This is a genomic window from Azospirillum formosense, from assembly GCF_013340925.1.
Classification (GTDB): Bacteria; Pseudomonadota; Alphaproteobacteria; order Azospirillales; family Azospirillaceae; genus Azospirillum; species Azospirillum formosense.
This window is the reverse complement of the sequence record NZ_WHOR01000063.1, coordinates 1-24013: the sequence shown is the minus strand read 5'-3', so window position 1 is coordinate 24013 and position 24013 is coordinate 1. Positions and strand designations below refer to the sequence as shown.

The window sequence follows — 24013 nt, the reverse complement described above, 5'->3', positions numbered from 1 at the left end:
GGGTTGGGGTGGGGGCAAGACTGTCCAAAACCGACGCTTTGAGGCTTTCCGCGTTTCGACTTCGAAAGCCCCTATAGGTTGATCTATTCTTAAAAAATTACAACCTAAAGACGCTTTCGATTTCGAAAGCGGTCACTCCCCCAGCAGATCGTCGATGCGCATCCGCAGGTCCCGCAGCAGCTCCCGGTGCTCCTTCTGCATCGCGTTGCTGACCGCATCGATGGCCTTCAGCTCCTTTTCGATGCGGTTGATCGAGCGGCCCAGCACGCGCATCGGTTCCGCCGTTCCCGGAGCCTTGGACGCCCGCGCCGCGCGCACCGACTGCACCGTCAGCCCGCCGGTGCGCGCCGACTGCCACAGCCGCCGCACCTCCCCCTCGTCGCCGACGAAGGCCAGCTCGACCAGGGCGGAGCGGGACACCGCGTCGGGGTTCTCCCGATACTCGCGGAGGATGTCGACGGGCAGGTCCAGCACCTTCAGCCGCTTTGACACCTCGGCCTCCGAGCAGCCGAGCACCGCGGCGACCTCCGCCTGGGCGTAGCCGTGGCTGTCGATGAGCTGGCTCAGGCCGCGGGCCAGATCGATGGCGTCCAGGTCCACGCGCTGGACGTTCTCGATCAGCGCGATCTCCTCGGCCTTGCCCTTGGTGATGATGGCGGCGATGGTCGGGCGGCCGAGCATCTGGTGGGCGCGCAGGCGGCGCTCGCCGGCCACGAGGCGGTAGACGCCCTTCTCCGCCGTCTCCTGCACCAGAACCGGCTGCTGGAGCCCGTGCCGCTCGATGGAGGCGGCGAGCGAGGCGAGCGCGGTCTCGTCGAAGACGGTGCGCGGCTGGTTGGGGTCGGTGCGGATGGCGGCGACGTCGGCTTCGATCAGCCGGGGCAGGGCGCCGGTCAACCCGAACAGCCGGTCGGTCTCCAGGGCGGGGGCGGTGTTCTTCGCTTGCAGCACCGTGGCGGCGGTCTGGCGGGTCAGCTTCTTAGGCGGCATCGGACGACTCCTGCACGCGTCCGGTGGCCTTCAGAAGGGCACCGGCGATGGCGGCGTAGCTTTCCACGCCCGGCGCGCCGATGTCGGCGTCCAGCGTGATGACGTTGGCACCGGCGGCCTGCGCGTAGATCGTCGCGCGCGGCACCGGCGGGAAGACCCGGTAATCCTCGCCCCACAGCCGGCCGATGTCCTCCAGCGAGGAGCGGTCCTGCGTCTGGCGGGGATTGAGCATGGTCGGCAGCACGCCCAGAATCCGCAGGTTCGGGTTCAGCCGCCGCTGGATCTTCGTCACCGTGTCCAGGAAGGCGTTCACGCCCAGAATGGCGTGCGGCTCCGCCTGGCAGGGGATCAGCACATAGTCCGCCGCGGTCAGCGCGTTGATGGTGACCGCCCCCAGGTTCGGCGCGCAGTCGATCAGAATGAAGTCGTACTCGCCCCGCACCGCGTCCAGCATTTCCGCCATGGCGGTCTGGGCGTTGGTCAGGTTGCCCGGAAGTTCCGTGTCGGCGCTGGCGAGCGCGATGCTCGACGGTACGACGTCCAGACCTTCCACGCTGGTCGGGCGGATGACTTCGGCCAGCTTCGCCTTGCCCATCAGCGCGTGGTAGAGCACCCTGCCCTGCTCGGTCAGCGCCACCACGTCGGTCTGCGGCACGCCGACATGGACCGTGGCGTTGCCCTGCGGATCGGCGTCCACCAGCAGCACGCGATTCCCGGACCGGGCCAGCATGAAGGCGACGTTGATCGAGGTCGCCGTCTTGGCCGTGCCGCCTTTTTGCAGGCCGACGGCAATGGTCGTGCCGGCCCGCGGCGCCTCGGTCGCCGGCTGCTCCAGGGACAGCAGCAGCAGACGGCCCAGCACGTCGCGGGGCAGGGGTTCGCGCCCCGTCTCCCACTTGCTGAGCCGCTGCTTGTCGTAGCGGCGGCCGGTCAGTTCGTTCACGAACGCGGCCATCTGCGTCTGGGTGAGGCCGCGCCTCTCGCGCAGCAGCTTCAAATCGTCGCCGGTCATTGCCCCCTCGTCGCCCCATTTTGCCGGAGTCGTCTCGGAAGCTATCAAGTCGTCCCAACCCCCGCAATGGGTGTCTACCGGAGATCCGGAGCAGCCGACACTGGCGGAACATGGCCTCTCCGGTGCATAACTAAGGCATACGGGGCCGGAGGAGGCGCCAGGGCTGTGGGGTTGCGCGAATGGCGGCGAATTGGTCGGTGCGGCAACTGGTGTGTCAGGCGCATGGCTGCGAGTTGGCCGTGTCGTGGCGGACCGATGGACGCTGGACCTGGACCGTCTCGGTGGCCGGGGAGCGCATCGCCGTCGGGATCGCCCAATCGCAGGAAGGCGCCCAGGACGCCGCCGCCAACGCGGCGGAACGCCACGCCCGCGCCGACGGCATCATCCAACTGACGATGTTCTGAACGCCGAAGCACGGATTTTCGCTCAATCGGCGTCGAATTGGGCGTATTGCGCTGCAGCAATCACGTCGATACGGGCGTAGCCCATACAATCCCCAGAAAAAGCGCTTAGCCACAGAGAATAATCCAGTGGGATTTTGCGCGAACCCATCAGGGTTTGTGTGATTTTCCCGTGCGCCTCCTATTGTTTGTGGACGATCGCAAAGACCGTAGGCCGCGCGTGAATTGTCTAAGACCTTCCGCGGGGCCTCGACCTTTGACGATCCGACGGCTCTGGCCTCCGGCCAGGGAAGCGGGACGGGCGGGGTTCCACCTCCGCCCCGATTGTGCCCATTCGACCAACCACGCGAGAGGTTCGACGTGACTTCGCTGGGGAAACGCCAGATTCACACCGACGCATTTGGGGGCGATTGCCTGGACGCTTCACCGGCTGTCGAGATCGACCGTATGGACCGCGGCGGCTGGTACGCCGTCATGAACGGCTTCGACGACGCCAACATCTTCCAGACCTGGGATTTCGGACGCATCGCCCATCCCAACCGCGACCTCAGCCACATCGTGCTGCGCCGGGACGGCCAGCCGGTGGCTGCGGCGCAGCTGCTGGTCCGCCGGGTTCCGGGCATCGGTGGCATCGCGCTGGTCATGTGGGGACCGTTGTGGCGCCCCAAGGGCCGCCAGGCCGATCCGGCCGACTTCCTGGCGATCATGGACGCGATGAAGGCCGAGTACAGCGTCCGGCGCGGGCTGTTCCTGCGCGTCCTGCCGCGCGTCGAGGACGGGGCGGGGGAGGGCGCCCGCGCGCTGTCCGCCATGGAGGCGCTGGGGATGCGGCACAGCGACGCCAAGGCCCCCTACCGCACCTTCATCATGGACCTGACCCGCGACGAGGCGACGATCCACAAGGATCTGTCCCGCCATTGGCGCCGCGGCCTCGCCAAGGCCGAGGGGGCAGGGCTTGAGATCGTCGAGGGCTCCGCGCCGGAGATCCTCGACGCCATCGACGACCTGTTCATCCAGACGCAGCGCCGCAAGAGCTTCCGCGCCTTCGACAGCCGCACCCTGACGAAGGTCCACCGCGCCCTGCCCGACGGCATGAAGATGCACGCCGTGATGGCCTCCCACAACGGCGAGCCGGTGGCCGGCGTGGTGGTGTCGCTGCTCGGCGACACGGCGCTGATGCAGAACTCGGCCACCGCGGAGGCCGGACTGCCGCTGAACGCGGCCTTCCTCGTCCACTGGAAGGCGATGCAGTGGGTGAAGGCCAACGGCGGGAAGCGTTACGACCTGCATGGGGTCAACGCCCAGGGCAACCCCGGCGTCCACCTGTTCAAGCGCGGCTTCGCCGGCAAGGGGGAGGAGGAGCGGGTCTTCATCGGCACCTTCGAAGCACCCGGCCCGATGCTCAGCCGGCTTCTCGTCGAAGGCGGCCAGACGGTGCGCACGCTGGCCGCGACCTGCACCGCGCAGGCGAGCCAGATGATGGCGATGGCGATGAACAAGGGACCGGCCGAGCGCGCCGACGCCACCACCCCGTCCAACCCGGCCTAAGCGCCGGACAAACGAAACGCCCGGTCCAGAGCATGGACCGGGCGTCGCGTTTGCGCGTCAGCGGCTGAGCGTCACTGGGTGCGTGCGATCACCGGCACGCCGTCCAGATCCTTGGGAAGATCGTCGGGAATGCCCGACGCGAAATTGACCGCGATCGCGTAGTCGTCGGACAGCTTCGTGACTTCGGCGCGGGTCATACCGGGGTACCCGCTGAGGATCGCCAGATAACGGTCACGGGCGGCTTCGGCAGCCTCTTTCGGCACGGGCATACTGACCTCCCTTTCGTCATAGGATGCCATAATCATTTATGGATTGTTGGCCCCATAAACAATACCCCAATGCGACCGTTTACCGCAAATCCGCCGCTCAGAGTCGTTGGGCGAGCCCGTGCAGGTCGCCGACCACCGTCACGTCGGGCGGGAAGGGGTTCGGCAGCCCTTCCGACACCACGCCGACGAAGCCCATGCCGGCCTTGCGGGCGGCCTCCAGCTCGGTCAGGGAGTCGCCGATGGCGAGCGACCGCGCCGGGTCGTGCCCGCCCGCCGCGACGATGCGCGCGAAGACCTCCGCCTTCACGTTGGGGGAGCCGGTGATGCTGCGGAAATGCCGCTCCAGCCCCTTGGCGCGCACGGTTCCCATCAGCACCTCGTGCGGCGTGCCCGAGACGAGGTGGCAGGGCGTGCCGTCCAACTGGTCCAGCACCGTCTCCGCGCCGGCGATCAGCGCGCAGTCGGGAACGCGCGGATCGACGATCTCGGCGTAGCGGCGGGCCAGATCGTCGATCTCCGCCGGGCCGGGGTCGCGCCCGAACATCTCCCGCTCCAGGATCGCCAGCATCTTGAAGCGGCTGAGGCCGCCGTTGCGCCAGATCGTCTGGCGCATCCGCTCCTCCGTCTCCGCATCGTCGATGCCGTAGAGGATGGCGAAGCCGCCGTTCTTGGTGGGCACGGAGTCGATGATGACGCCGTCGAAATCGAAGATCACGACCTCCGGGTCCAGCCGGTCGGGTGTCTGAAGCATTGCGCCGTCTCGCATCGTTGTGGTGGCCCCGCACGGAACAGGGGCGGGTGCCGGAAAAGGCGTCGGGGGATCGTACAGGAAATCCCCCGTGCCTCAACGGTTTGGGCCGAAGAAAGAGCCTTTCGGAAAAGCTGTCTCACAGTGTGGCGCAGGCCACAGCGGGGATGGGCGGCGGGGCGTAGTGTCTGGTCATCGAACAGGCCGGGGCCCGACGCAGACGGAACCGGCAGACACCACCCAGACACCGGAAGGAAACCACACCATGCGCCGCACCACCCTGATCGCCGCCGCCGTCGCCGTCCTCTGCTCCGCCGCCTCCTTTGGCCCGGCCTTCGCCGGCGACCTGATGACCGGCGGCATCCCGCTCGGCAACGCCAGCAACCTGGGGGTCATCTCCAACACCGCCGCGGGCATCCAGAACAAGGCGCAGCAGCAGGTGATGGGCGTGCAGGCCGGCGGCGGCCTGGCCGGTCCCTTCGGCACCGCCTCCAACCTGGGCAACGTCTCCAACCTCGCCGCCGGCGTCGGCAACACGGCCAAGCAGCAGGTCTTCGGCATGCAGGCGGGCGGCGGCGGGGTGAAGGCGCCCTTCGCGTTCGGCGGCTTCAACAGCAACGCCGGCACCGTCAGCAACAGCGCGGTTGGCATCGGCAACACCGCCCAGCAGCAGGTCAAGGCGATGCAGTTCGGTGCGCCGGGCGCCCTGTTCAACCAGAACCTCGGCACCGTCTCCAACCTCGCCGCCGGCATCGGCAACAAGGCCCAGCAGCAGGTCACCGGCATCCAGAAGTAAGGCTCCCCCGCTTCGCGTCCCTCCCTCCCCGAACCTCGCGGCCGGCAGACCTCTGCCGGCCGTCTTTTTTGCCAGCCGTCTTTTTGCGTGGCGCAGGAAACGGGTGGCCCTCCGTCGCGGCATCCGCGACGATCCCGGCAGCACAAACGGGAGGCCGTCATGGACGAGGAGGCGATGTGGAGCGCGGTGACGCGCCGGGACCGCGACGGTGACGGGCGCTTCGTCTATGCGGTGCGCACCACCGGCGTCTATTGCCGGCCGTCCTGTCCATCGCGACGGGCCAAGCGGGAAAACGTCTCCTTCCACCCGGATGCCGCGGCGGCGGAGGCGGCGGGCTTCCGCCCCTGCAAGCGCTGCCGCCCTGCCGCCACCCCATCCACGCTCACATGATTCCCAGCAGCCGGATCAGCCCCAGCCCGATGGCGCCGAGCGCCGCCAGCGACAGCACCACCGCCGCGGTGACGCGCAGCCCAGCCCGCGACAGCATCCGCACATCCACCCCAAGCCCCAAGGCGGCCATCGACAACACCGTCAGGACGCCCGCCGCGGTCTGGCTGGCCGCCAGCGCGGCCTCCGGGATCAGCCCCGCCGCCCGCAGCCCGGCCAGCGCCAGGAAGCCGAGGATGAACCATGGCACCAACCGGCGCAGCGGAACGCCAGCCCTCGCGCCTTTTTCTCCCCCTTCCGGCTTCGCCATCAGGGCCAGCGCCACCACCACCGGCCCCAGCATCAGCACGCGCAGCAGCTTCACCAAGGTCCCGACCTGGACGCTCAGCGCGCCGACCGGCGCCGTCGCCGCCAGGATCTGCGGCACCGCGTAGACGGTCAGCCCGGCGAACACGCCGTACTGCATGGGGGTGAGTCCTAGCAGCGGCACCAGCAGCGGCAGCCCCAACACCACCAGAACACCCAGCACCGCCGTGAAGGCGATGGCCGCCGCCACGTCGTCGCCGTGCGCCCCGATCACCGGCGCCGTCGCCGCGATGGCCGAGTTGCCGCAGATGGAGTTGCCGCAGGCGACCAGCACCGCCATGCGCGGCGGCAATCCCAGCAGGCGCCCGATGCCGTAGCTGACCGCCAGGGCCAGGGCGACCACCCCGGCGATCCCCGCCACCAGCCCCGGCCCGGCGGACAGGAGCGTCTGCGGATCGATGGAGGCGCCCAGCAGCATCACAGCGACCTCCAGCAGCGTCTTGGCGCTGAAGTCCGTTCCGGCCTTCCAGCGCCGCCCCGGCGCCCAGACGCTGCGCAGGGCCACCCCGATCAGGATCGCCAGGACCAGCGCCTCCAGCCAGGCCTGCCCGAAGACCCGCAGTTCCAGGCTTTGCAGGGCCAGCGCCGCGCCGCTCACGCCGGAGCAGAGCAGAACACCCGGCAGCAGGGCGCCCAGGGTCGGGCGGGCCGATGGAAGAAGATGGTTGGGCATGGCGTCCTCGATTTCCGATGCCGGGAAGCTGCGCCCTCTGGACCGTTCGTTCCAATGGATTATAATGGACAAACCGTTCGATAAAATCGAACGTCTGAAGGGGCCGGGGACCGATGACTCTCGAACAGCTCCGCATCTTCGTGGCGGTCGCCACGCAACAGCATGTGACGCGTGCCGCCGCCTCCCTGAATCTGACGCAGTCCGCGGTCAGCGCCGCCGTATCCAGCCTGGAGGCCCGGCACGCCGTCCGCCTGTTCGACCGGGTGGGCCGACGCATCGAGCTGACGGAGGCGGGGCGCCTGTTCCTGGCCGAGGCCGTCGCGGTGCTCGCCCGCGCCGAGGCGGCGGAGCGCATGCTGGCGGACCTGTCGGCGTTGAAGCGTGGGCGCATCGCCATCCACGCCAGCCAGACCATCACCGGCTACTGGCTGCCCGAACGGCTCGTGGCCTTCCACCGGCGCTATCCGGACGTCGACGTCGCGGTGAAGGCCGCCAACACCGCTCAGGTCGCCAAGGCCGTGCTGGACGGTGCCGCCGATCTGGGATTGGTGGAAGGGGAGGTGACGGACCCGCTGCTCGACCAGGACCTTCTGGCCGGCGACCGTCTGCTGCTGCTGGTGGGGGACGGCCATCCCTGGTGCGGGCGGAGCGACCTGCCGGCGGCGGAGCTGCACCGCTCCCCATGGGTCCTGCGCGAGGCCGGGTCGGGCACCCGCTCCGAGTTCGAGGAGGCGCTGCGCGGGCAGGGGAGGGCGCCGGAGGAGTTGCCGGTGGCGCTGGAGCTGCCCTCGAACGAGGCGGTGCTGTCGGCGGTCATGGCCGGGGCGGGGGCCACCGCCCTGTCGGATCTGGTGGCGCGCGGCGCGCTGGCGGCCGGGCACCTGCACCGCGTTCCCTTCCCGCTGCCCGAACGGCCCTTCCGCCTGCTGCGCCACCGCGAGCGCGGGTTGAGCCACGCCGCCCGGACCTTTCGCGATCTTTTGCTGAACGAATAGGGCAGGGGAGGGCGCTCAGACCACCTCGTCGAACTCGACCCTGGGAATGTCGATCCAGCTCTCCGGCTCACCGGCGTCCTTGCGCCAGAAGATCACCGGCAGGTCGGCGTTCAGCACGCGGGCGATGGAGGCGCCGCGCGCCGTCATCAGCTCCTTGTACTCCGCGGTCTCGACGATGCGCACGCCGTAGCCGGGGATGCGGTCGGCCTGGAGCACGGGACCGAGCGCGTTCTTGAACTTGCGCAGGTCGTTGTCGGAGCCGACCCGCTTGCGCAGCGGCTCCAGCGCCATCCAGAAGGCGGTGCCGTGGCCCAGATGGGCGCGGGCGATCTCGTAGAGCCGCTTCTCGATGGGCTTCAGCGCGAAGTAGTCCTCCGAATAGGTCAGCAGGTTGTTGCCCAGCGCCGCGCGCACCACCCAGTTCGACAGCACCAGGGTCAGGCCGCGCACCTGCCGCTCGCCGTCCTTCTTGCCGCGGCGGTAGAGCAGCTTGTAGTCGGAGATCCAGGAGAAGGCGCCGCTCTCGCCCTCGCCCCCGGCCTCCAGGTTGGTCTTGATCTGGGTGCCCTGGAGCCGCTCCAGCGCCCCTTCGATCTTGTCGTAGGCGCTGCCCCCGGCGGTCTTGCCGACGATGCGCTGGAGGTCGCTGGTGGTGAAGTGCAGCTTCCCCACCTCCGGCCCCATCTTGCCCTCGGCCATCTTCTCGCGCAGCAGCGAGACGGCGTAGATCAGCACCGACTTGTCCCAGATCGTCGCGACGCCGACGTCGCGCGGGGCGCGCACCTCGATCTTCACCTTGCCGTCGTCGTAGGTGGGAAGGCTTTCCACCTTGTCCTTGGACAGGCCGAACAGCGAGTAGGCCATCAGGGCCCGGTCGTTGTTCACGTCGCCGCGCAGCGGCGAATCCAGCCGCAGCGCCAGCTGGACCGGGCGGTCCAGCAGTTCGGCGTTTTCCTTGTCGGTGTTGTGGTCGTCCATGCACCCAGTCTCCCCGGCCCCGCCGCTGGCGGTTACGGTATTGATTCCCGATACGCCCCGCATGTTCCACAGCGCAGGCGCAAACGTCGCCATTCTGCCGAAAGATTCCTCACCGGTTGGAAACGACGCTGTGACCGTGCGGACGAATGTCGCCGTTCTGCCAGTTCCCCCGGACGCTGTGCCCCGCTGGAGGATCTCCCTGCCGAAAGCGTCCGCGTTCTGACGGTCCGGACCCCAGACAAGCCGCAAAAGGGCGCTGAAAGGCTTGGATTCCCTGACTCTTTCCAGACTTCCCAGGGTCTGGAGGCCGCCGCGGGGGGAGCACATTGGCAGAACGGCGACACTCGGTTGCGCGAGTCGGAGTCCGATTCTCGGCCGATTCCCGGAGTCACCGTTGGGCCACAGCCCAGATTATTCGGCAGAACGGCGACATCCGGCGGACTCCGACGCTCCGGCGCGCTCCCCCGTGCGGCGGAATCTTTCGGCAGAACGGCGACGTTTTCCACCCGGTTTCTCGGCAGAACGGCGACACCCGGACATGGTCCGTCACCGTCCCTCAGGGCTCAAAGCCTTGATTCCACTGACTCCACGCCCCCGCATCGACGCAACCGGAGCGATTCCGACGCACGCATTTGAATCGTGGACAGCCCGTCGGGGCCACGACAACATCTTGCGTAACGGGCTCCCCAAAGCCCGAACCGATAGCTTTTGGACCAGGATTTTCAGCCGGCGGCACCGAACAGCCGCGGCACGCCGAAGGAGGCGACGATGACGTAACGGAGGAGGCGACCTCCGGAAACACAAAGGGCACAGGTTTGGCGACCTGTGCCCTCGTGTACACCGAAGTGTCGAAAACCGATGGAAGACCGGGAGAACCGGACCCCGCATCAGCGGTTTGGCGACTTCATGATGCCAGGGTAGGTCCGGAAAACCAAGTGGAATCGCGGATTCCACTGACGCTCCCGCTTTGTCTTCCGCCGGGATTGAAGCGCTGGATCATGGAAAGACAATGACCCCGTACACGACCTTGTACCGGCGATGGATCGCTGCGCCCGGCGTCGGAGCCGCGGAAATCGCGGTGCTCTCCGGCCTCTACGCGCGGGCGGACTCCGCCGGCGTCTGCGCCGGTCTGGTCCAGGACGAGCTGGCCGCCGAACTCGGCAAGAGCCGTCCCTGGCTGTCCGCCGTGCTGACGAAGTTGCAGGCGCCGGACCTGTCCCTGGTGGAGGCCCGGCGCGAACGCGGTTTCCGCGGGATGGTCTATGCCCTGGTGGGCGCGCAGGACACCGACTCTTCCGGTCGGCCCGCCGACACCGCCGGTCAGCCAGCTGACGGACTCCTAAGGACTGGGAATCCCCTGAATCCTGATTCTCAAAACTCCTCCTCCTTCCGGGCGGGGGGATCGGTTGGGTCTCCGGGCATCAGGGACCGGGATCCCCTGGCCGAAGACTGGCAGCCGGACGCCGCGGATCTGGCCTGGGCCGCGGAGACCCGCCCGGAGGTCGATCCGGCCACGGTGACCCGCAAGTTCGTGTGCTGGTGCCGCAAGGCCAACGTCCGCAACGGCTACAGCCCGTCCGACCCGTCCGGCGCCTGGCGCAAATGGGTGGCCCGCGAACTGGTCGCTCCCGCCGCCGCTCCGGAAGGCGAAACGCCCGAAGGCACCGTCGTCCCCTTTGCAACCGCCTCCCGCCGCCCCACCAACCGGAGCGACCACAATGACCGCCAGCCTGCCGAGCTTCCCCGTGAGCCTTCCCGTCAGCGCCGTTCCGCAGACACCGGACATGGCGTGGCTGCCCGCAACGCCGGTGTCCTCTCTGCCCTGCGCGATCGCCTCGCTCGCCCGGCTTGAACGCGCCGACCTCCGTTTCGAAATCGCGGACCGCGCACCGGAGGAGATCGGAGCGCTGGCCGAGCGGGTGGAGGCCGCCCTTGAGACCGTTTGCCCGGCCATCGGTGTGGAGAATGTGCTGACCGGCATCGAGAAGCTGGCGGCGCGCTTCGGCCTGGAGCTTCCCGACGCCGACGTGCTGGAGGCCGACATTCTGGAGATGGCTGGCTGGCCCGCCGAGGACTGGATTGCCGGTTTCCGCGGCGTCTGGTCTTCCTTCCGGTCCGGCTACCGGCGCTTTCCCACCGTCGGCGACTTCCGCGCCGCCGCCGGTCAGGCATCGCCGATCAGCGGAACGGCGGCCCTGCGCCGGCTGGCCATGGCCCTGCGCCAGGAGCAGCAGATCCGCGCCCGCGAGATTGCTCATCGCCGCCGCCAGAAGGAGAAGGAGGCGGAAACCGCCCGCCGCCAGCAGGCCGTCGCCTTGACTTCTCCTCCCGTCGCCCCGGCGACACCGGCGGTCCCGCCCTCTCCGGCCCCGGCTTCCACACCGATCTCCGTCACACTGGTCGATCCGCAAGTTGACTTGGCGCGCGCGCGTCCATTGCCTCAGATGACACGGACTATTCCCAAGACCTTCACAAGGGATTGGATGGCCACTGTTCCTCATACTAGGGTATGTGAAGGACAGGAAGCCGCCTTTTTCAGTAAGCCGCCACGTGCAAAAAGTTCAATCCGAGAACCCAGGCGATTCCATGACTGCGGATCGGGCCGAGGTGGTGGAGCGGAGGCTTGGCAGACCCTTCATTATTCCAACAGGGTAACGCCTATATAATGAGGCTCACCCCATCGTTTCAGATTCCGGTGGCGAAGCACGAAAGGGCGGAGCAAGATGCGATAGTCAGTTCGTGCCTCGAACCTTTCGGATTGTCCATCCATGCTGCTGAAGATGGTGTCCCGTCAGCAACCGATGAGTCTGCACGGGTACCTGCTGAGGCTTGTGCTCGTGACGCTGGTGCCGATGCTCCTGCTCGGCGGCATGCTCATCGGCTGGCTGGTGCAGCAGCAGAGGGAAGCCGTCGAGAACAACATGTCCGATACGGCGGAGGCGCTGGCCCTGATCGTCGACCGGGAGTTGGAGGCAACCATCGACGCTCTGCGGGCGTTGACCCGCACGGCCGCTCTGTCCACCGACGATCCGGCCGGCTTTTATGAGCGGGCGACGCTGGCGCTGACGCAGCATCCGTCCTGGACCAACATCGCGCTGGTCGACCCGTCGGGACGGCAGATCGTCAACACGGCGGTCAGGCTCGGCGTCCCATTGCCGGACGTGCCCCAGCGCGACGCGCTGCAACGGCTGATCGCGACCCGCCAGCCGACGGTGTCCGATCTGGTGGCCGCGACGGCGGCGGAGCGCCCGTCGATCACTGTCATGGTGCCTGTGCAGCGCGACGGCAACCTGCGCTACGTCCTGTCGGCGGCGGTCGATCCGCAAACCTGGAGCAATCTGCTGGAGGGGTTCGAGACCCGCTCCGGACTGATCGCCGCAATCATCGACGGCCGAAACAGCATCGCCGCGCGTTCGCGCGATCATGCGGAGTATCTTGGGCGGCCGGTGCCGGATTGGTTCCTGGCGGCGCGCGGCACGGCCGACACCGGCAACTACCGCGGGGCCACGCTGGACGGGGTGGAGATCATCGGCGCCTTCCACCGCACGCAGCGCGCCGACTGGACCCTGGTGGCGGCGACGCCCACGGAAGCCGTGCTCAACCCGCTGAACCGCACGGTGGTTCTGGCGCTGGGGCTGGGCTTGGTCCTGCTGGGCGTCTCGCTGGCGTCGGCGGCGGTCTTCGCGCGGCGGCTCGCCCACCCCGTCCGCGAACTGGCCGCCCATGGCGGCAGCCTGATGGAGGGGCGGCCGATACGCTACGACGGCGGCGTGCCGGTGCGCGAGATCGACGACCTGCACCGCGTCCTGGCCGAGGCCAGCGCCGCGCTGGTCGGCGCCAGCGAATCCGCCGCCCATGCGGAGGCGCGCTACCGCGCCATCGTGGACACGGCGGTTGACGCCATCGTGGTCATTGACCGGATCGGCACCCTGCACAGCTTCAACCGCGCCGCCGAGCGCATCTTCGGCTACGCAGCGGAGGAGGTGATGGGCCGCAACGTCAGCATGCTGATGCCCGATCCAGACCGCAGCGCGCATGATGGCTACCTGAAGCGCTACCACCGCACGGGGGAGCGGCGGATCATCGGCATCGGGCGCGAGGTGACGGGCCAGCGCAAGGACGGGTCGGTGTTCCCGCTGGAGCTGTCGGTCGCCGAATGGAAGGCCGACGGCGAGGTGCGCTTCACCGGCATCGTGCGCGACATCACCGCCCGCCGGACGGCGGCGGAGGCGTTGCTCACCGCCAAGGAGGCGGCGGAGCAGGCGATGGAGCGCGCCCTGACCGCGGCGGACGAGGCCCGGCGGGAGAAGACCCGCGCCGAAAAGGCGGAGCGGGCGAAGACCCAGTTCCTGGCGGCGGCCAGCCATGACCTGCGCCAGCCCGTGCAGTCGCTCTATTTCTTCGCGCAGGTGCTGGGCGACAAGCTGCACGGCCATCCCGGTCACGAGCTGGTGGCCAGCATGGGCCATTCGCTGGACGCGCTGAAGCTCCTGCTCGACGGTCTGCTCGACGTGTCGCGGCTCGACGCCGGGGCGGTGGAGCCCAGCGTCACCGAATGCGCGGTGGGGCCGCTGCTCGACCGGCTGGCCGCGGAATACGGGCCGCAGGCCAAGGGGCAGGGGCTGCGGCTTCGGGTGGTGCCGACCTCGTTGTGGGCGCGCACCGACCCGATGCTGCTGGAACGCATCCTGCGCAACCTGATCGAGAACGCGCTGCGCTACACCGAGCGGGGCGGCGTCGTGGTCGGCTGCCGGCGCGGCAACGGCGCGCTGCGGATCGAGGTGGCCGACAGCGGCGTCGGCGTGCCGGAGGAGTTGCAGCAGGCCGTCTTCGAAGAGTTCTTCCAGATCGGCAACCAGGAGCGCGACCGCGCCAAGGGGCTGGGGCTCGGTCTCGCCATCGTAAAGCGGCTGGCCGGGCTGCTCGGCCACACCATTGCCCTGCGCTCGCGGCCCGGAGAAGGAAGCGTCTTCTCGGTGGAGCTTCCCTCCGTGCGCCCCCGCGCCATCCTCCGCCGCAGCGGGCCGGACCGGGCCAACGACGACGGGCAGGGGCTGGTGGTGGTCATCGATGACGAGGCCATCGTGCTGCTCAGCCTGCGCACTCTGCTGGAGCAGTGGGGCTACGAGGTGGTGGCCGCCGTGTCGGCGGAGGAGGCGGTGGATGTCCTGCATGGGCTGGGCCGGCTGCCGGACCTCATCATCGCCGACTACCGGCTGCGCGAGGGGCGGACGGGGGTGGAGGCGATCCGCGACATCCACGGCGTCTGCGGCGTGCGCATCCCCGCCGTGGTGCTGACCGGCGACACCGCGCCCGAACGCATCACCGAAATCCGCGGTGCCGGCTTCCGGCTCGTCCACAAGCCGATCACCCCGCACATCCTGCGCGAATTGCTGAAGCCCGCGGCCTGATTCTGAAAGGTCTGGTTGCGAAAGGCCGGTTTTTGACCCTGGCTGCCCGCCGGCCGGGTCTTTAGTTTTTCCGCCTCCTTGGGGAAGAGCCTCCTTGGGCAAGAGGGAGACGGGACATGAACTGGAGCAAGGGCCTGTGGCGGGGCTGGCTGGTCGCCGCCCTGCTGTGGGGGGCGGCGGTCACCGCCTTCGCCACCGCCGATCTGCACGGGCGCCATCCTTTCGCCGGTCTCTACGCCTATTCGGACGCAAGGGACGCCTTTCTGCCGCAGCACTACGCCGCCGACGAGGCGGTGGTGGAGGATGGGGTGAGGCGGGGCGTCGTGGCACGGACGGACTTCCCCGACGGCACCAGCCTCGCCGCCCCGCCGGACCTCGGCGAGGAGCGCGTGCGGCAGATCGCCGAGCGTTTCTGGGCGGAGCGCTGGGCGCGCCGGGCGGAGGTTCTGTGGCCCTGGGGGCTGCGCGCCGCCGTGCCGCCGCTGCTGCTTCTGCTGTCCGGCGCGCTCGTCCTGTGGATCGCCCGCGGCTTCGGCAGGGCGAACGCTACCCCCGAGACGGCCATGGAAGAGACGGCGGTGCCGGAGAAAGCGGAGGAGGACGCGCCGAAGGCGGCCTTCAACACGCGGTCCGCCGGAGGGCTGCCGCCCTTCATCCGCTCGCTGGGACCAGACCCCAAGCGCCGCCGCGTGCTGGGGGCGGGCCGGTAAAGGCCGCGCCAGTCGAGCCCAGGCGTCGTTCGCGCCGCCGCCCAACATCGCGGTAACCCGCGGTGGCGCGCAAGCATCCCCGACGGTTGGCATTCCAAAGGCACAAAGGAACAGGAGCACCGGCATTGGGTTGATGGTGGCGGAGACGCGTCCACGAAGCGTGGATGCTCTCCGAGGCTGAGCGTTTGTCCATCCGTCCAGGCGTTCAGGCCGTTCACCATCACGGCGGCGTGTGGCGCAAGGCGCTGCCAGCGGGCCAGACAAAGAGGAGACCTGGGTGTCGAAGCCGACCAAGACGGACAAGATCCTGACCGGAATTCCAGAATTCGACCTGATCCTGAGGGGTGGGCTGCCGCGCGCGCGGCTTCATCTTCTGGAAGGCGCGCCGGGAACCGGCAAGACGACCATCGCGCTTCAATTCCTGCTGAAGGGTCTATGCGACGGCAAGCGCGGCCTCTACGTGACCCTGTCGGAGACCGAGACGGAACTGCGCGCCTCGGCCGCCAGCCACGGCTGGTCGCTGGACGGCATCGGCATCTTCGAACTCGTCCCGCTGGAGGCGCAGCTCGACCGCCAGCAGAGCGTGCTCTACCCGTCCGAGGTCGAACTGGGCGAAACCATGCGCCTGATCACCGACCGGATCGAGGCCGAGAAGCCGGACCTCGTGGTGATCGACTCCCTGTCGGAGCTGCGCCTGCTCGCCCAGGACCAGCTCCGCTACCGGCGCCAGATCCTGGCGTTGAAGCAGTTCCTGCAAGGGCGCCAGTGCACCACGCTGGCGCTGGACGACCTGACCAGCCAGACCGGTTCGATGGAACTGCACAGCCTGATGCACGGCGTGCTCAGCCTGGAGCAGATCGAGCGCTCCTACGGCGCGGCGCGGCGGCGCCTGCGGATCGCCAAGATGCGCGGCTCCGAATACCAGAGCGGCTGGCACGATTTCGCCATCACGCCGGGCAACGTTCTGATCTTCCCGAGTCTGATCGCCGACGAGCACAAGACGGAGTTCGAGCCGAGCGTCGTGTCGAGCAGCCTGAGCGGGCTGGACGAGCTGATGGGCGGCGGGCTGACGCGCGGCACGACGACGATGCTCGTCGGCCCGTCGGGCGTCGGAAAGTCCTCCATCGCCCTGCAATATGTCATGGCGGCGGTGCGCCGCGGCGAACACGCCGCCTATTTCTCGTTCGACGAGTCCTTCGAAACCCTTGGGCTGCGCAGCACCGCACTTGGTCTTGACATCGAGGAGGCGGTGCGCAACGGCGAACTCGGCTGGGAGCGGGCCAACCCGTCGCGCCTGTCGCCAGGCCAGTTCGTCTGGCAGGTCCGCCGCCAGGTGGAGGACCAGAAGGCGCGCGTCGTGGTGATCGACAGCCTGAATTCCTACCTCAGCACCATGCCGGAGGAGAAGGCGCTCATCCTCCAGATGCACGAGCTGCTGTCCTATCTGAACAACCAGGGGGTCGTGACGATCTTGATCCTCGCCCAGCAGGGGATCGTCGGCGACATCCAGAACCCCGTGGACCTGTCCTTCATGAGCGACACGGTGGTCCTGCTGCGCTTTTTCGAAGCGGCGGGGCAGGTGCGCAAGGCGATCTCGGTGGTCAAGAAGCGCACCGGCGTCCATGAGCTGGCGATTCGCGAGTTCCGGCTGTTTCCCGACGGCATGCAGGTCGGCCCGCAGCTTCTGGAGTTCCAGGGGGTGCTCACCGGCGTGCCCAGCTATGACGGGTCGGCGGACCCGTTGTTGCGCGGGCGGAGCGAGACGGGCTGACCGCAGCGCATGGACGCCCCGATCCTCGTGTTCGCCCCGCACGGCCGGGACGCAGAGGTCATCCGCCTCGTGCTGGACGAGATCGGCATGACGGCGCGGCTCTGCGCCGACCTGCCGGCCCTGTGCGACGGCATGGCGCAGGACGTCACGGCCCTGATCCTCTCCGAGGGCGCGTTGTTGCAAGCGGGAATGGAGCCTCTGGTCACATGCCTGAATGCCCAGCCGCCCTGGTCGGACCTTCCCGTTCTGGTGATCTCGGCGCGCGGCAACCGGTTGGCCAGCAAGGCGCGATGGGCGCAGTTCCAGCGGCTCGGCAACGTCACGCTGCTGGACCCGCCCCTGCACGCCGAAGCGCTGCAAAGCGCGGCGCAGTCCGCGGCGCGGACCCGCCTGCGCCAATATCGCATGCGGACGCTTCTGGCCGACATCGAGCGGGCCAACGACGAGTTGGAAGGCCGGGTGGCGGAGCGCACCCAGTCCCTGCAGACCGAGATGCGGGAGCGCCGGAAGGCCGAGGAGGCGTTGCAGCAGGCCCAGAAGATGGAGGCGGTCGGCCAGCTCACCGGTGGGATCGCCCACGACTTCAACAACCTGCTGCAGGTCATGCTCGGCAACCTGCATCTGCTGCGGGGCGCGCTGTCCGCCGACGAACCGCTGCTGCGGCACGTCGTCATGGCCATCACGGCGGGCGACCGCGCCGCGGCGCTCACCCGGCACCTCCTGGCCTTCGCCCGGCGCCAGCCGCTGACGCCGCGCAGCCTGGACCTGAACGCCTTGGCCACCGCGATGAGCGGCCTGATCCAGCAATCCGTCGGCGAGTCGATCCTGGTGGAAACGGTGCTGGCCGACGGGCTCTGGCGGACCTGGGCGGACGCCAACCAGGTCGAAAGCGCCCTGCTCAACCTCGCCATCAACGCCCGTGACGCCATGCCGGACGGCGGGCTCCTGCGCGTCGAGACGAGCAACACCGTTCTGGACGAGACCATTTCGGACGCGCAGGGGGATATCCTTCCCGGCCGCTACGTCCTGCTCCGCATCACCGACACCGGAAGCGGCATGCCGCCGGACGTGCTGGAGCGGGCGTTCGAACCCTTCTTCACGACGAAGCCGATCGGTCAGGGCACCGGCCTCGGGCTGAGCCAGCTCTATGGCTTCGCCCGTCAATCGGGCGGGCACGCGGCCATCCGGTCGCAGCCCGGCCAGGGCACCACCGTCAGCCTGTACCTGCCGCAGCACGATGGTGTGGACGGCGCCGACAACTCGGTCCCCGCTGTGGACGCGCCGTCGCAGGACCCGTCCCGCAACGATGAAACCATCCTGGTGGTCGAGGACGAGGCCCTGGTCCTGATGCTGTGGGTCGAGGCGCTGGAAGGGCAGGGATACCACGTCCTGCAGGCCGCCGAACCCGAGGCGGCGATCGCGATCCTGGAGTCCGACGCGGCGATTGACCTTCTGATCACCGACGTCGGGCTGCCCGGAATGACCGGGCGGGATCTGGCCGACGTCGCGCGGGGGCTTCGCCCCGGGCTGAGGGTGCTGTTCGTGACCGGCTACGCGCATTACGCCGCTCTCGAAGCGGACAGCCTGGGAGCGGGCACGCGGATGCTCAGCAAGCCGGTCGGCGTGGACACGTTGCAGATCACCGTCCGCTGTCTGCTGGATGGGAATTCGGCCTGACGGCGCGGCGGCAGGCAAACCAAGACGATTGTATCTGACATTCCCTCTCCCCCTGGCCCTCTCCCCCTGGGAAGAGGGCTATGAAGGCAAAACGCGATTGCTCTGGCGGGTGGATGGCGGCAACTCGACAAGCTCCACGCACATCGCCTACAACCGGTCATCCGTCCTGTGGGTGGAATGGAAACCGGTTTGAACGGGGCAACGTCAGCACGGCCATCGGCCTCTCCTCTCCGTTCTGGGGAACGGGACGGGGGGAGCAGGCATCGCGAGGAAGGCAGTGCCGCGCCTGCGGCGCGTCCGCGCCCGTCCCGCCGGCCTCCGCCGCGCTGGCGAACCGGGCTGGCCGCAACGCTGGCCGCCGTTCTTCTGCTGATCCTGGTCCAGGTCCCGGGGCAGGCGGTCGCCATGCTCTCGGCCGGTCTGGCGCAGTCCTTCTGGGCGGCGTCGATGTGCGGACCGGACGGGGCGTCGGACCGGATGCCCGCCGGGCCCGATCAGCCCAAGCACGATCTGGAGCATTGCCTGGGCTGCCAGCTCGGCTGCGCGCCGCCGGCGATGCTGACCCCGGCGGATGTCGCCGTTCCGCCGCCGCGCCTGTCCGTGGCGCTGCGCCGCCGCCTCCAGCCGAACCGCAAGCGCCGCCGCCCGCGCGGCCTGCGCCCCAACGCCCGTGCCCCTCCGATGACGCGTCCTGCCCCGACCAACCGACCCTTGCATTCATCATTTTCTTTGCAGGACTTCGTCACCATGAAGAAGCACGCCCTTGTTCTCGCCGCGCTCGTCGCCCTGACCGCCGGCCCCGTCCTGGCCCATGATTTCAAGGCCGGGCCGGTCGACATCGAGCATCCCTGGGCGCGCGCCACGGCGCCCTCGGCCCCGAACGGCTCGGCCTACATGGTGCTGAGCACCCACGGCCCGGACAGCGACCGCCTGCTGTCGGCCAGCACGCCCGTCGCCGACAAGGCGGAGTTGCACACCCACCTGATGGACAACGGCGTCATGAAGATGCGCCAGGTCGACGCCATCGAGGTGTCGCCCGGCTCGCCGACCGCGCTGCAGCCCGGCGGCCTGCACGTCATGCTGTTCGGCCTGAAGCAGCCGCTTGCTCCGGGGAAGGCGTTCCCGCTGACCCTGACCTTCGAGAAGGCCGGGCCGGTCACCGTCCAGGTGGACGTGCAGAGCGCCGGGTCCGCCGCCCCGTCCCATGGCGGTGCCGGCGGGCCGCAGGCCGGCGGCACGCAGCACAAGCACTGACGGGCATGCGCCGCGCCGGTCCGATTCCAAAGGCCGGCGCGGCCGCAACCGGCGGTCGGTGCCGATGGCGGTCGGTACTGATATACCAGCATCGCATTTGACCGTCCGGCCCCTTGGGCGCAGGGTGTGGCGCGCCGGTCCGGAAGAAGTCCGGCGCGCCGCAGGAAGGAACCGCCCCGCCCATGAGCGCCGCCCGATGACCGTCACCGAAAAGGCCCTGTCCGCCAGCTCCTCCGGGCGGGCCGGCATCGCCTGGATGCTGTTGACCACGCTTCTGTTCGTGACGCAGGACGCGACGCTGCGCTTTCTGGTGCAGACCTACCCCTTCGCCGAGGTCGCCTGGGCGCGCTTCGCGGTGCATCTGGCCATCGCCTTCGTCGTGGTGGCGGTGAACTCTCCCAGCCATCTGATCGCCAAGCGCCCGGGGATTCAAATTCTCCGCTCCACCCTGCTGGCGGTGCTCACGCTGTTGGTGGCGGTGTCCTACAAGACGCTGCCCTTCGTGGACGTGGCGGCCATCGCCAACGTGGCCCCGGTCCTCGTCACCGTCCTGTCGGTTCCGCTTCTCAAGGAGAAGGTCGGCTGGCGGCGCTCCCTGGGGGTGCTCGGCGGCTTCATCGGGGCGATGATCATCATCGGCCCGGCCAGCCTCGTCTTCCAATGGGCGATCCTGCTGCCGCTGGCCGCCGCGCTGTGCAACGCGCTGTACCAGATCGTCACTCGGCTGCTGCGCGGCGGCGACTCCACCCTGACGACCTTCTTCTACACCAGCATGGCCGGAACGCTGCTCTGCGGGCTGCTGCTGCCCTTCGGCTGGGTGACGCCGGACCTGACGGGGGCGGCGCTGATGATCATGCTCGGCGTGCTGGGGGCGTGCAGCCATTACTGCCTGATCCGCGCCTACACGGTGGCGGACGCGGCGACGGTGGCGCCCTTCGGCTACACGACGCTGATCTGGGCAGTGCTCTACGGCCTGCTGATCTTCGGGGAGTCGCCCAGCGCCTCGACCCTGGCCGGGGGTCTGGTGATCGTCGCCAGCGGCATCTACATCTTCCACCGCGAGCAGGTGCGGGCGCGCGAGGCCGCGGCGAAAAGCGCGGCGGAGGGACCCTGAGCGGTCCTTTTAACCCATGAGTTCCCTATGCCGGAGGCACGTACACAGGACGTTCAGGTACCCGAAATATCACGGGCCGTACGCGTCGAACTGTAACATGCTCCGCGTACCGTACGCCTGCCGGTGAGGGCCGGCGTTTTTTCCCATCCACAAGCAACGAGAACAGCAATGAACGGACTGCCCAAGCAGACGTGGCGCTGCCGCGTTGCCGAACTGTTGAACGACCCCGTGGTCCAGGCCGTGTTGCGCCGGGACCGCCTGACCCACGAGCAGGTTCTGGCACAGCTCACCCCCATTGCCGAGCACCTGCGCCGCAACACCTCCCCCGAACGACCCGCAAGGCGGCTTCCGCGCGAGGCCTTCTGAGCTTCCAACGACTTTCCCATGGGAAAAGGCCGCCCGCTGGAACGGGCGGCCTTCTTCTTGTGCGCCGGCTGGATCAGCCGGCGATCTCGAACTTGATCCCCTGGGCCAGCGGCAGCGAGCGGGAATAATTCACCGTGGCCGTCTGGCGGCGCATGTAGCCCTTCCAGGCGTCGGACCCGGACTCGCGCCCGCCGCCCGTCTCCTTCTCGCCGCCGAAGGCGCCGCCGATTTCCGCGCCCGACGGGCCGATGTTGACGTTGGCGATGCCGCAGTCGCTGCCCGACGCCGACAGGAAGCTCTCGGCCTCGCGGATGTCGGTGGTGAAGATGCAGGAGGAGAGGCCCTGCGGAACCGCGTTCTGAAGCGCGATGGCCTCCTCCAGCGTCTCGTAGGTCAGGACGTAGAGGATCGGGGCGAAGGTCTCATGGCGGACGATGTCGGTCTGGCCCGGCATCTCGACGATGGCCGGCTGCACGTACCAGGCGTCCGGATATTGGTCGGCGAGCGCGCGGCCGCCGCCGGTCACCACGCCGCCATCGGCCTTGGCCTGCTCCAGCGCGCGCTGCATGCCCTCATAGGCGCCCTTGTCGTTCAGCGGGCCGACCAGCACGCCGGACTCCAGCGGGTTGCCGATGGGGACGGAGGCGTAGGCGGCCTTCAGGCGCGGCAGCAGGGTGTCGCGCACGTCCTTGTGGACGATCAGGCGGCGCAGCGTGGTGCAGCGCTGGCCGCAGGTGCCGACCGCCGAGAAGACGATGGCGCGCACCGCCATGTCGAGGTCGGCCGACGGCGCCACGATCATCGCGTTGTTGCCGCCCAGCTCCAGGATCGGGCGGGCGAAGCGCTCCGCCACCTTCAGCGCGACCTCGCGGCCCATGCGGGTCGAGCCGGTGGCCGACACGATGGGGACCAGCGGGCTGGCGACCAGCGCCTCGCCGACGTCGCGCCCGCCGTTGACGACCTGCAGCAGGTCCGCCGGAGCGTCGCCGAAGCGGGCCACCGCGCGCTCGAAGATGCGCTGGCAGGCGAGCGCGGTCAGCGGGGTCTTCTCCGACGGCTTCCAGATCACCGGGTCGCCGCAGACCAGCGCCAGGGCGGCGTTCCACGCCCAGACCGCGACCGGGAAGTTGAAGGCGGAGATCACCGCGCAGGGGCCCATCGGGTGCCAGGTCTCGCGCATCGCGTGGCCCGGACGCTCCGACGCGATGGTCAGGCCGTAGAGCTGGCGGGACAGGCCGACCGCGAAGTCGCAGATGTCGATCATCTCCTGAACCTCGCCCAGGCCCTCCTGGACGATCTTGCCCATCTCCAGCGTGACGAGACGGCCGAGATCCTCCTTGGCGTCGCGCAGCTCCTCGCCCAGCAGACGGACCAGCTCGCCGCGGCGCGGCGCCGGGACGGAGCGCCACGCCTCGAAGGCGCGCTGGGCGCGGGCGGCCACCTCCGGAATCTCCGCCGCCGGGGTGACCGGCGCCACGCCCAGCGCGGCGCCGTCGATGGGCGAGCGGACGGACAGGCCGGCGCCGTCGGCGGGAAGCTCAAGGCCGAGGCGGGAGAGAAGGTCGCGGTGCTGCATGGAAAAGGTCCTTGGTGTAAGGCAACCGGTGGATAGTCAGCGCTGGCGCCCGGCGGCGCGGATGTCGGACAGGCTGCGGTTCGGCGTCAGGGCTTCGGGGTCGAGCTTGACATGCAGGATGGCCGGCCGGCCGGCGGCGCGGGCGCGCTCGAAGGCCGGGGCGAACTCCTCCGTCCGCTCCACCGTCTCGCCATGGCCGCCGTAGGCGCGGGCCAGCGCGGCGAAGTCCGGGTTGGTCAGGGCGGTGCCGGACACGCGGCCCGGATAATCCCGCTCCTGGTGCATGCGGATGGTGCCGTACATGCCGTTGTCGATGACCAGAACGATGAGGTTGGCGCCCTCCTGCACGGCGGTGCCGAATTCCAGCCCGGTCATCTGGAAGCAGCCGTCGCCGGCGAAGCAGACGACGTCCCGCTCCGGGTGGAGCAGCTTGGCCGCGACGGCGGCGGGCAGGCCGTAGCCCATCGAGCCGCAGACCGGAGCCGCCTGCGTGGCGAAGCGGCGGAAGCGCCAGAAGCGGTGGATCCAGGTGGCGTAGTTGCCGGCGCCGTTGGTCAGGATGGCGTCGTCGGGCAGGGTGTCGCGCAGCCAGGACATGACGGCGCCCATCTGGACGTCACCGGGGATCGTGGCCGGCGGCTCGCTCCAGGCGGTGTAGGCGGCGTGCGCGGTCTCGGCCCGGCCGGCCCAGGCGGGGGAGGCCGGCGCCTCCAGCCCGGCAACGGCGTCGAGGAAGCCCCCCGGCGTGGCGTTGATGGCCAAGTCCGGGTTGTAGACGCGGCCCAGCTCCTCCGCCCCTGGATGGACGTGGATCAGCGTCTTGCCGGTCTCCGGGATGCCGAGCAGCCCGTAGCTCTGCGACGGCACCTCGGAGAAGCGGCCGCCGAGCAGCAGGATCACGTCGGCGTCCTTCACCAGGGCGACCAGCTTCGGGTTGATGCCCAGCCCGATGTCGCCCGCGTAGTTCGGGT

At 69.1% G+C, this 24013-nt stretch carries 22 protein-coding genes; 14 read left to right on the top strand and 8 right to left on the bottom strand.

Annotated features, from left to right (window positions below):
- Window positions 1-132 precede the first annotated feature (132 nt).
- Complete coding sequence (locus GBZ26_RS10975; protein ID WP_174438862.1) at window positions 133-990, bottom strand: ParB/RepB/Spo0J family partition protein; 858 nt, start codon at window positions 988-990, stop codon at window positions 133-135.
- Window positions 980-2002 carry an AAA family ATPase gene (locus GBZ26_RS10970; protein WP_174438861.1) on the bottom strand — a complete coding sequence of 341 codons (1023 nt, stop codon included), beginning with the start codon at window positions 2000-2002 and terminating at the stop codon, window positions 980-982. Before GBZ26_RS10970 ends, GBZ26_RS10975 begins: the two co-directional genes overlap by 11 nt.
- 179 nt (window positions 2003-2181) lie before the next feature.
- On the opposite strand from GBZ26_RS10970, the gene GBZ26_RS10965 reads away from it, so the two are divergent.
- A complete protein-coding gene (locus GBZ26_RS10965; RefSeq protein WP_014200230.1) occupies window positions 2182-2406 on the top strand; it encodes a hypothetical protein in 225 nt (74 codons plus the stop codon).
- Window positions 2407-2850: 444 nt separating this feature from the next.
- Window positions 2851-3951: a lipid II:glycine glycyltransferase FemX gene (locus tag GBZ26_RS10960; protein WP_247884799.1), complete on the top strand. Its 1101-nt coding sequence runs from the start codon at window positions 2851-2853 to the stop codon at window positions 3949-3951.
- Window positions 3952-4022: 71 nt separating this feature from the next.
- On the opposite strand, the gene GBZ26_RS10955 is transcribed toward GBZ26_RS10960, so the two are convergent.
- A complete protein-coding gene (locus tag GBZ26_RS10955; protein WP_035683083.1) occupies window positions 4023-4220 on the bottom strand; it encodes a hypothetical protein in 198 nt (65 codons plus the stop codon).
- A gap of 97 nt (window positions 4221-4317) precedes the next feature.
- Window positions 4318-4971 carry an HAD family hydrolase gene (locus GBZ26_RS10950; RefSeq protein WP_174438859.1) on the bottom strand — a complete coding sequence of 218 codons (654 nt, stop codon included), beginning with the start codon at window positions 4969-4971 and terminating at the stop codon, window positions 4318-4320.
- A 262-nt stretch (window positions 4972-5233) separates the two neighbouring features.
- Between GBZ26_RS10950 and GBZ26_RS10945 the strand changes: the two genes are divergently transcribed.
- Together GBZ26_RS10945 and GBZ26_RS10940 are read left to right on the top strand one after the other, a co-directional pair.
- Window positions 5234-5764: a hypothetical protein gene (locus GBZ26_RS10945; protein ID WP_174438858.1), complete on the top strand. Its 531-nt coding sequence runs from the start codon at window positions 5234-5236 to the stop codon at window positions 5762-5764.
- A gap of 159 nt (window positions 5765-5923) precedes the next feature.
- Complete coding sequence (locus GBZ26_RS10940) at window positions 5924-6154, top strand: Ada metal-binding domain-containing protein (protein WP_211104700.1); 231 nt, start codon at window positions 5924-5926, stop codon at window positions 6152-6154.
- On the opposite strand, the gene GBZ26_RS10935 is transcribed toward GBZ26_RS10940, so the two are convergent.
- Window positions 6147-7190: a YeiH family protein gene (locus tag GBZ26_RS10935; RefSeq protein WP_174438857.1), complete on the bottom strand. Its 1044-nt coding sequence runs from the start codon at window positions 7188-7190 to the stop codon at window positions 6147-6149. The two genes, GBZ26_RS10940 and GBZ26_RS10935, sit on opposite strands and share 8 nt — an antisense overlap.
- 113 nt (window positions 7191-7303) lie before the next feature.
- On the opposite strand from GBZ26_RS10935, the gene GBZ26_RS10930 reads away from it, so the two are divergent.
- On the top strand, window positions 7304-8185 hold the full coding sequence (locus GBZ26_RS10930) for a LysR family transcriptional regulator (RefSeq protein ID WP_174438856.1): 882 nt from the start codon (window positions 7304-7306) through the stop codon (window positions 8183-8185).
- A gap of 15 nt (window positions 8186-8200) precedes the next feature.
- Here the strand turns inward: GBZ26_RS10930 and GBZ26_RS10925 are convergent, their stop codons facing one another.
- Entirely contained in the window at window positions 8201-9163 is a 963-nt protein-coding gene (locus tag GBZ26_RS10925) for a replication initiator protein A (RefSeq protein ID WP_174438855.1), read from the bottom strand.
- A gap of 1009 nt (window positions 9164-10172) precedes the next feature.
- On the opposite strand from GBZ26_RS10925, the gene GBZ26_RS10920 reads away from it, so the two are divergent.
- The 9 genes from GBZ26_RS10920 (at window position 10173) to GBZ26_RS10875 (ending at window position 21466) form a co-directional block, all read left to right on the top strand.
- On the top strand, window positions 10173-11015 hold the full coding sequence (locus GBZ26_RS10920) for a hypothetical protein (protein WP_174438854.1): 843 nt from the start codon (window positions 10173-10175) through the stop codon (window positions 11013-11015).
- Complete coding sequence (locus tag GBZ26_RS10915; protein ID WP_211104699.1) at window positions 10909-11829, top strand: hypothetical protein; 921 nt, start codon at window positions 10909-10911, stop codon at window positions 11827-11829. Before GBZ26_RS10920 ends, GBZ26_RS10915 begins: the two co-directional genes overlap by 107 nt.
- A gap of 102 nt (window positions 11830-11931) precedes the next feature.
- Window positions 11932-14574 (top strand): PAS domain S-box protein, encoded by a 2643-nt coding sequence (locus tag GBZ26_RS10910; RefSeq protein WP_174438852.1) that lies wholly within the window; start codon window positions 11932-11934, stop codon window positions 14572-14574.
- Between the two features lie 116 nt (window positions 14575-14690).
- Window positions 14691-15284 carry a hypothetical protein gene (locus tag GBZ26_RS10905; RefSeq protein ID WP_174438851.1) on the top strand — a complete coding sequence of 198 codons (594 nt, stop codon included), beginning with the start codon at window positions 14691-14693 and terminating at the stop codon, window positions 15282-15284.
- Window positions 15285-15561: 277 nt separating this feature from the next.
- Window positions 15562-17055 carry an ATPase domain-containing protein gene (locus tag GBZ26_RS10900; RefSeq protein ID WP_174438850.1) on the top strand — a complete coding sequence of 498 codons (1494 nt, stop codon included), beginning with the start codon at window positions 15562-15564 and terminating at the stop codon, window positions 17053-17055.
- A gap of 9 nt (window positions 17056-17064) precedes the next feature.
- Window positions 17065-18732, top strand: coding sequence for an ATP-binding protein (locus GBZ26_RS10895; RefSeq protein ID WP_174438849.1), 1668 nt, complete (start codon window positions 17065-17067; stop codon window positions 18730-18732).
- Window positions 18733-18909: 177 nt separating this feature from the next.
- The gene (locus GBZ26_RS30865; protein ID WP_343207312.1) at window positions 18910-19986 is read left to right on the top strand and encodes a copper chaperone PCu(A)C; all 1077 of its coding nucleotides are present in this window, start codon (window positions 18910-18912) and stop codon (window positions 19984-19986) included.
- A 196-nt stretch (window positions 19987-20182) separates the two neighbouring features.
- Window positions 20183-21100, top strand: a complete 918-nt coding sequence (locus tag GBZ26_RS10880; RefSeq protein WP_174438848.1) for a DMT family transporter — start codon at window positions 20183-20185, stop codon at window positions 21098-21100.
- A 168-nt stretch (window positions 21101-21268) separates the two neighbouring features.
- The gene (locus tag GBZ26_RS10875) at window positions 21269-21466 is read left to right on the top strand and encodes a hypothetical protein (protein WP_014200253.1); all 198 of its coding nucleotides are present in this window, start codon (window positions 21269-21271) and stop codon (window positions 21464-21466) included.
- A 73-nt stretch (window positions 21467-21539) separates the two neighbouring features.
- Here the strand turns inward: GBZ26_RS10875 and amaB are convergent, their stop codons facing one another.
- Window positions 21540-23042, bottom strand: coding sequence for an L-piperidine-6-carboxylate dehydrogenase (gene amaB, locus GBZ26_RS10870; RefSeq protein WP_174438847.1), 1503 nt, complete (start codon window positions 23040-23042; stop codon window positions 21540-21542).
- Between the two features lie 36 nt (window positions 23043-23078).
- Window positions 23079-24013: thiamine pyrophosphate-dependent enzyme (locus tag GBZ26_RS10865; RefSeq protein ID WP_247884798.1), on the bottom strand; the 935-nt coding region annotated here is incomplete at its 5' end.

Bases quoted from the DNA above. Each gene is read 5' to 3' on its own strand.
- GBZ26_RS30865 (WP_343207312.1), top strand. From the start codon at position 18,910: ATGGAAACCGGTTTGAACGGGGCAACGTCAGCACGGCCATCGGCCTCT.
- GBZ26_RS10895 (WP_174438849.1), top strand. From the start codon at position 17,065: ATGGACGCCCCGATCCTCGTGTTCGCCCCGCACGGCCGGGACGCAGAG.
- GBZ26_RS10940 (WP_211104700.1), top strand. From the start codon at position 5,924: ATGGACGAGGAGGCGATGTGGAGCGCGGTGACGCGCCGGGACCGCGAC.
- GBZ26_RS10925 (WP_174438855.1), bottom strand. From the start codon at position 9,163: ATGGACGACCACAACACCGACAAGGAAAACGCCGAACTGCTGGACCGC.
- GBZ26_RS10965 (WP_014200230.1), top strand. From the start codon at position 2,182: ATGGCGGCGAATTGGTCGGTGCGGCAACTGGTGTGTCAGGCGCATGGC.
- GBZ26_RS10930 (WP_174438856.1), top strand. From the start codon at position 7,304: ATGACTCTCGAACAGCTCCGCATCTTCGTGGCGGTCGCCACGCAACAG.
- GBZ26_RS10905 (WP_174438851.1), top strand. From the start codon at position 14,691: ATGAACTGGAGCAAGGGCCTGTGGCGGGGCTGGCTGGTCGCCGCCCTG.
- GBZ26_RS10960 (WP_247884799.1), top strand. From the start codon at position 2,851: ATGGACCGCGGCGGCTGGTACGCCGTCATGAACGGCTTCGACGACGCC.
- GBZ26_RS10920 (WP_174438854.1), top strand. From the start codon at position 10,173: ATGACCCCGTACACGACCTTGTACCGGCGATGGATCGCTGCGCCCGGC.
- GBZ26_RS10970 (WP_174438861.1), bottom strand. From the start codon at position 2,002: ATGACCGGCGACGATTTGAAGCTGCTGCGCGAGAGGCGCGGCCTCACC.
- GBZ26_RS10945 (WP_174438858.1), top strand. From the start codon at position 5,234: ATGCGCCGCACCACCCTGATCGCCGCCGCCGTCGCCGTCCTCTGCTCC.
- GBZ26_RS10950 (WP_174438859.1), bottom strand. From the start codon at position 4,971: ATGCTTCAGACACCCGACCGGCTGGACCCGGAGGTCGTGATCTTCGAT.
- amaB (WP_174438847.1), bottom strand. From the start codon at position 23,042: ATGCAGCACCGCGACCTTCTCTCCCGCCTCGGCCTTGAGCTTCCCGCC.
- GBZ26_RS10955 (WP_035683083.1), bottom strand. From the start codon at position 4,220: ATGCCCGTGCCGAAAGAGGCTGCCGAAGCCGCCCGTGACCGTTATCTG.
- GBZ26_RS10875 (WP_014200253.1), top strand. From the start codon at position 21,269: ATGAACGGACTGCCCAAGCAGACGTGGCGCTGCCGCGTTGCCGAACTG.
- GBZ26_RS10975 (WP_174438862.1), bottom strand. From the start codon at position 990: ATGCCGCCTAAGAAGCTGACCCGCCAGACCGCCGCCACGGTGCTGCAA.
- GBZ26_RS10935 (WP_174438857.1), bottom strand. From the start codon at position 7,190: ATGCCCAACCATCTTCTTCCATCGGCCCGCCCGACCCTGGGCGCCCTG.
- GBZ26_RS10880 (WP_174438848.1), top strand. From the start codon at position 20,183: ATGACCGTCACCGAAAAGGCCCTGTCCGCCAGCTCCTCCGGGCGGGCC.
- GBZ26_RS10910 (WP_174438852.1), top strand. From the start codon at position 11,932: ATGCTGCTGAAGATGGTGTCCCGTCAGCAACCGATGAGTCTGCACGGG.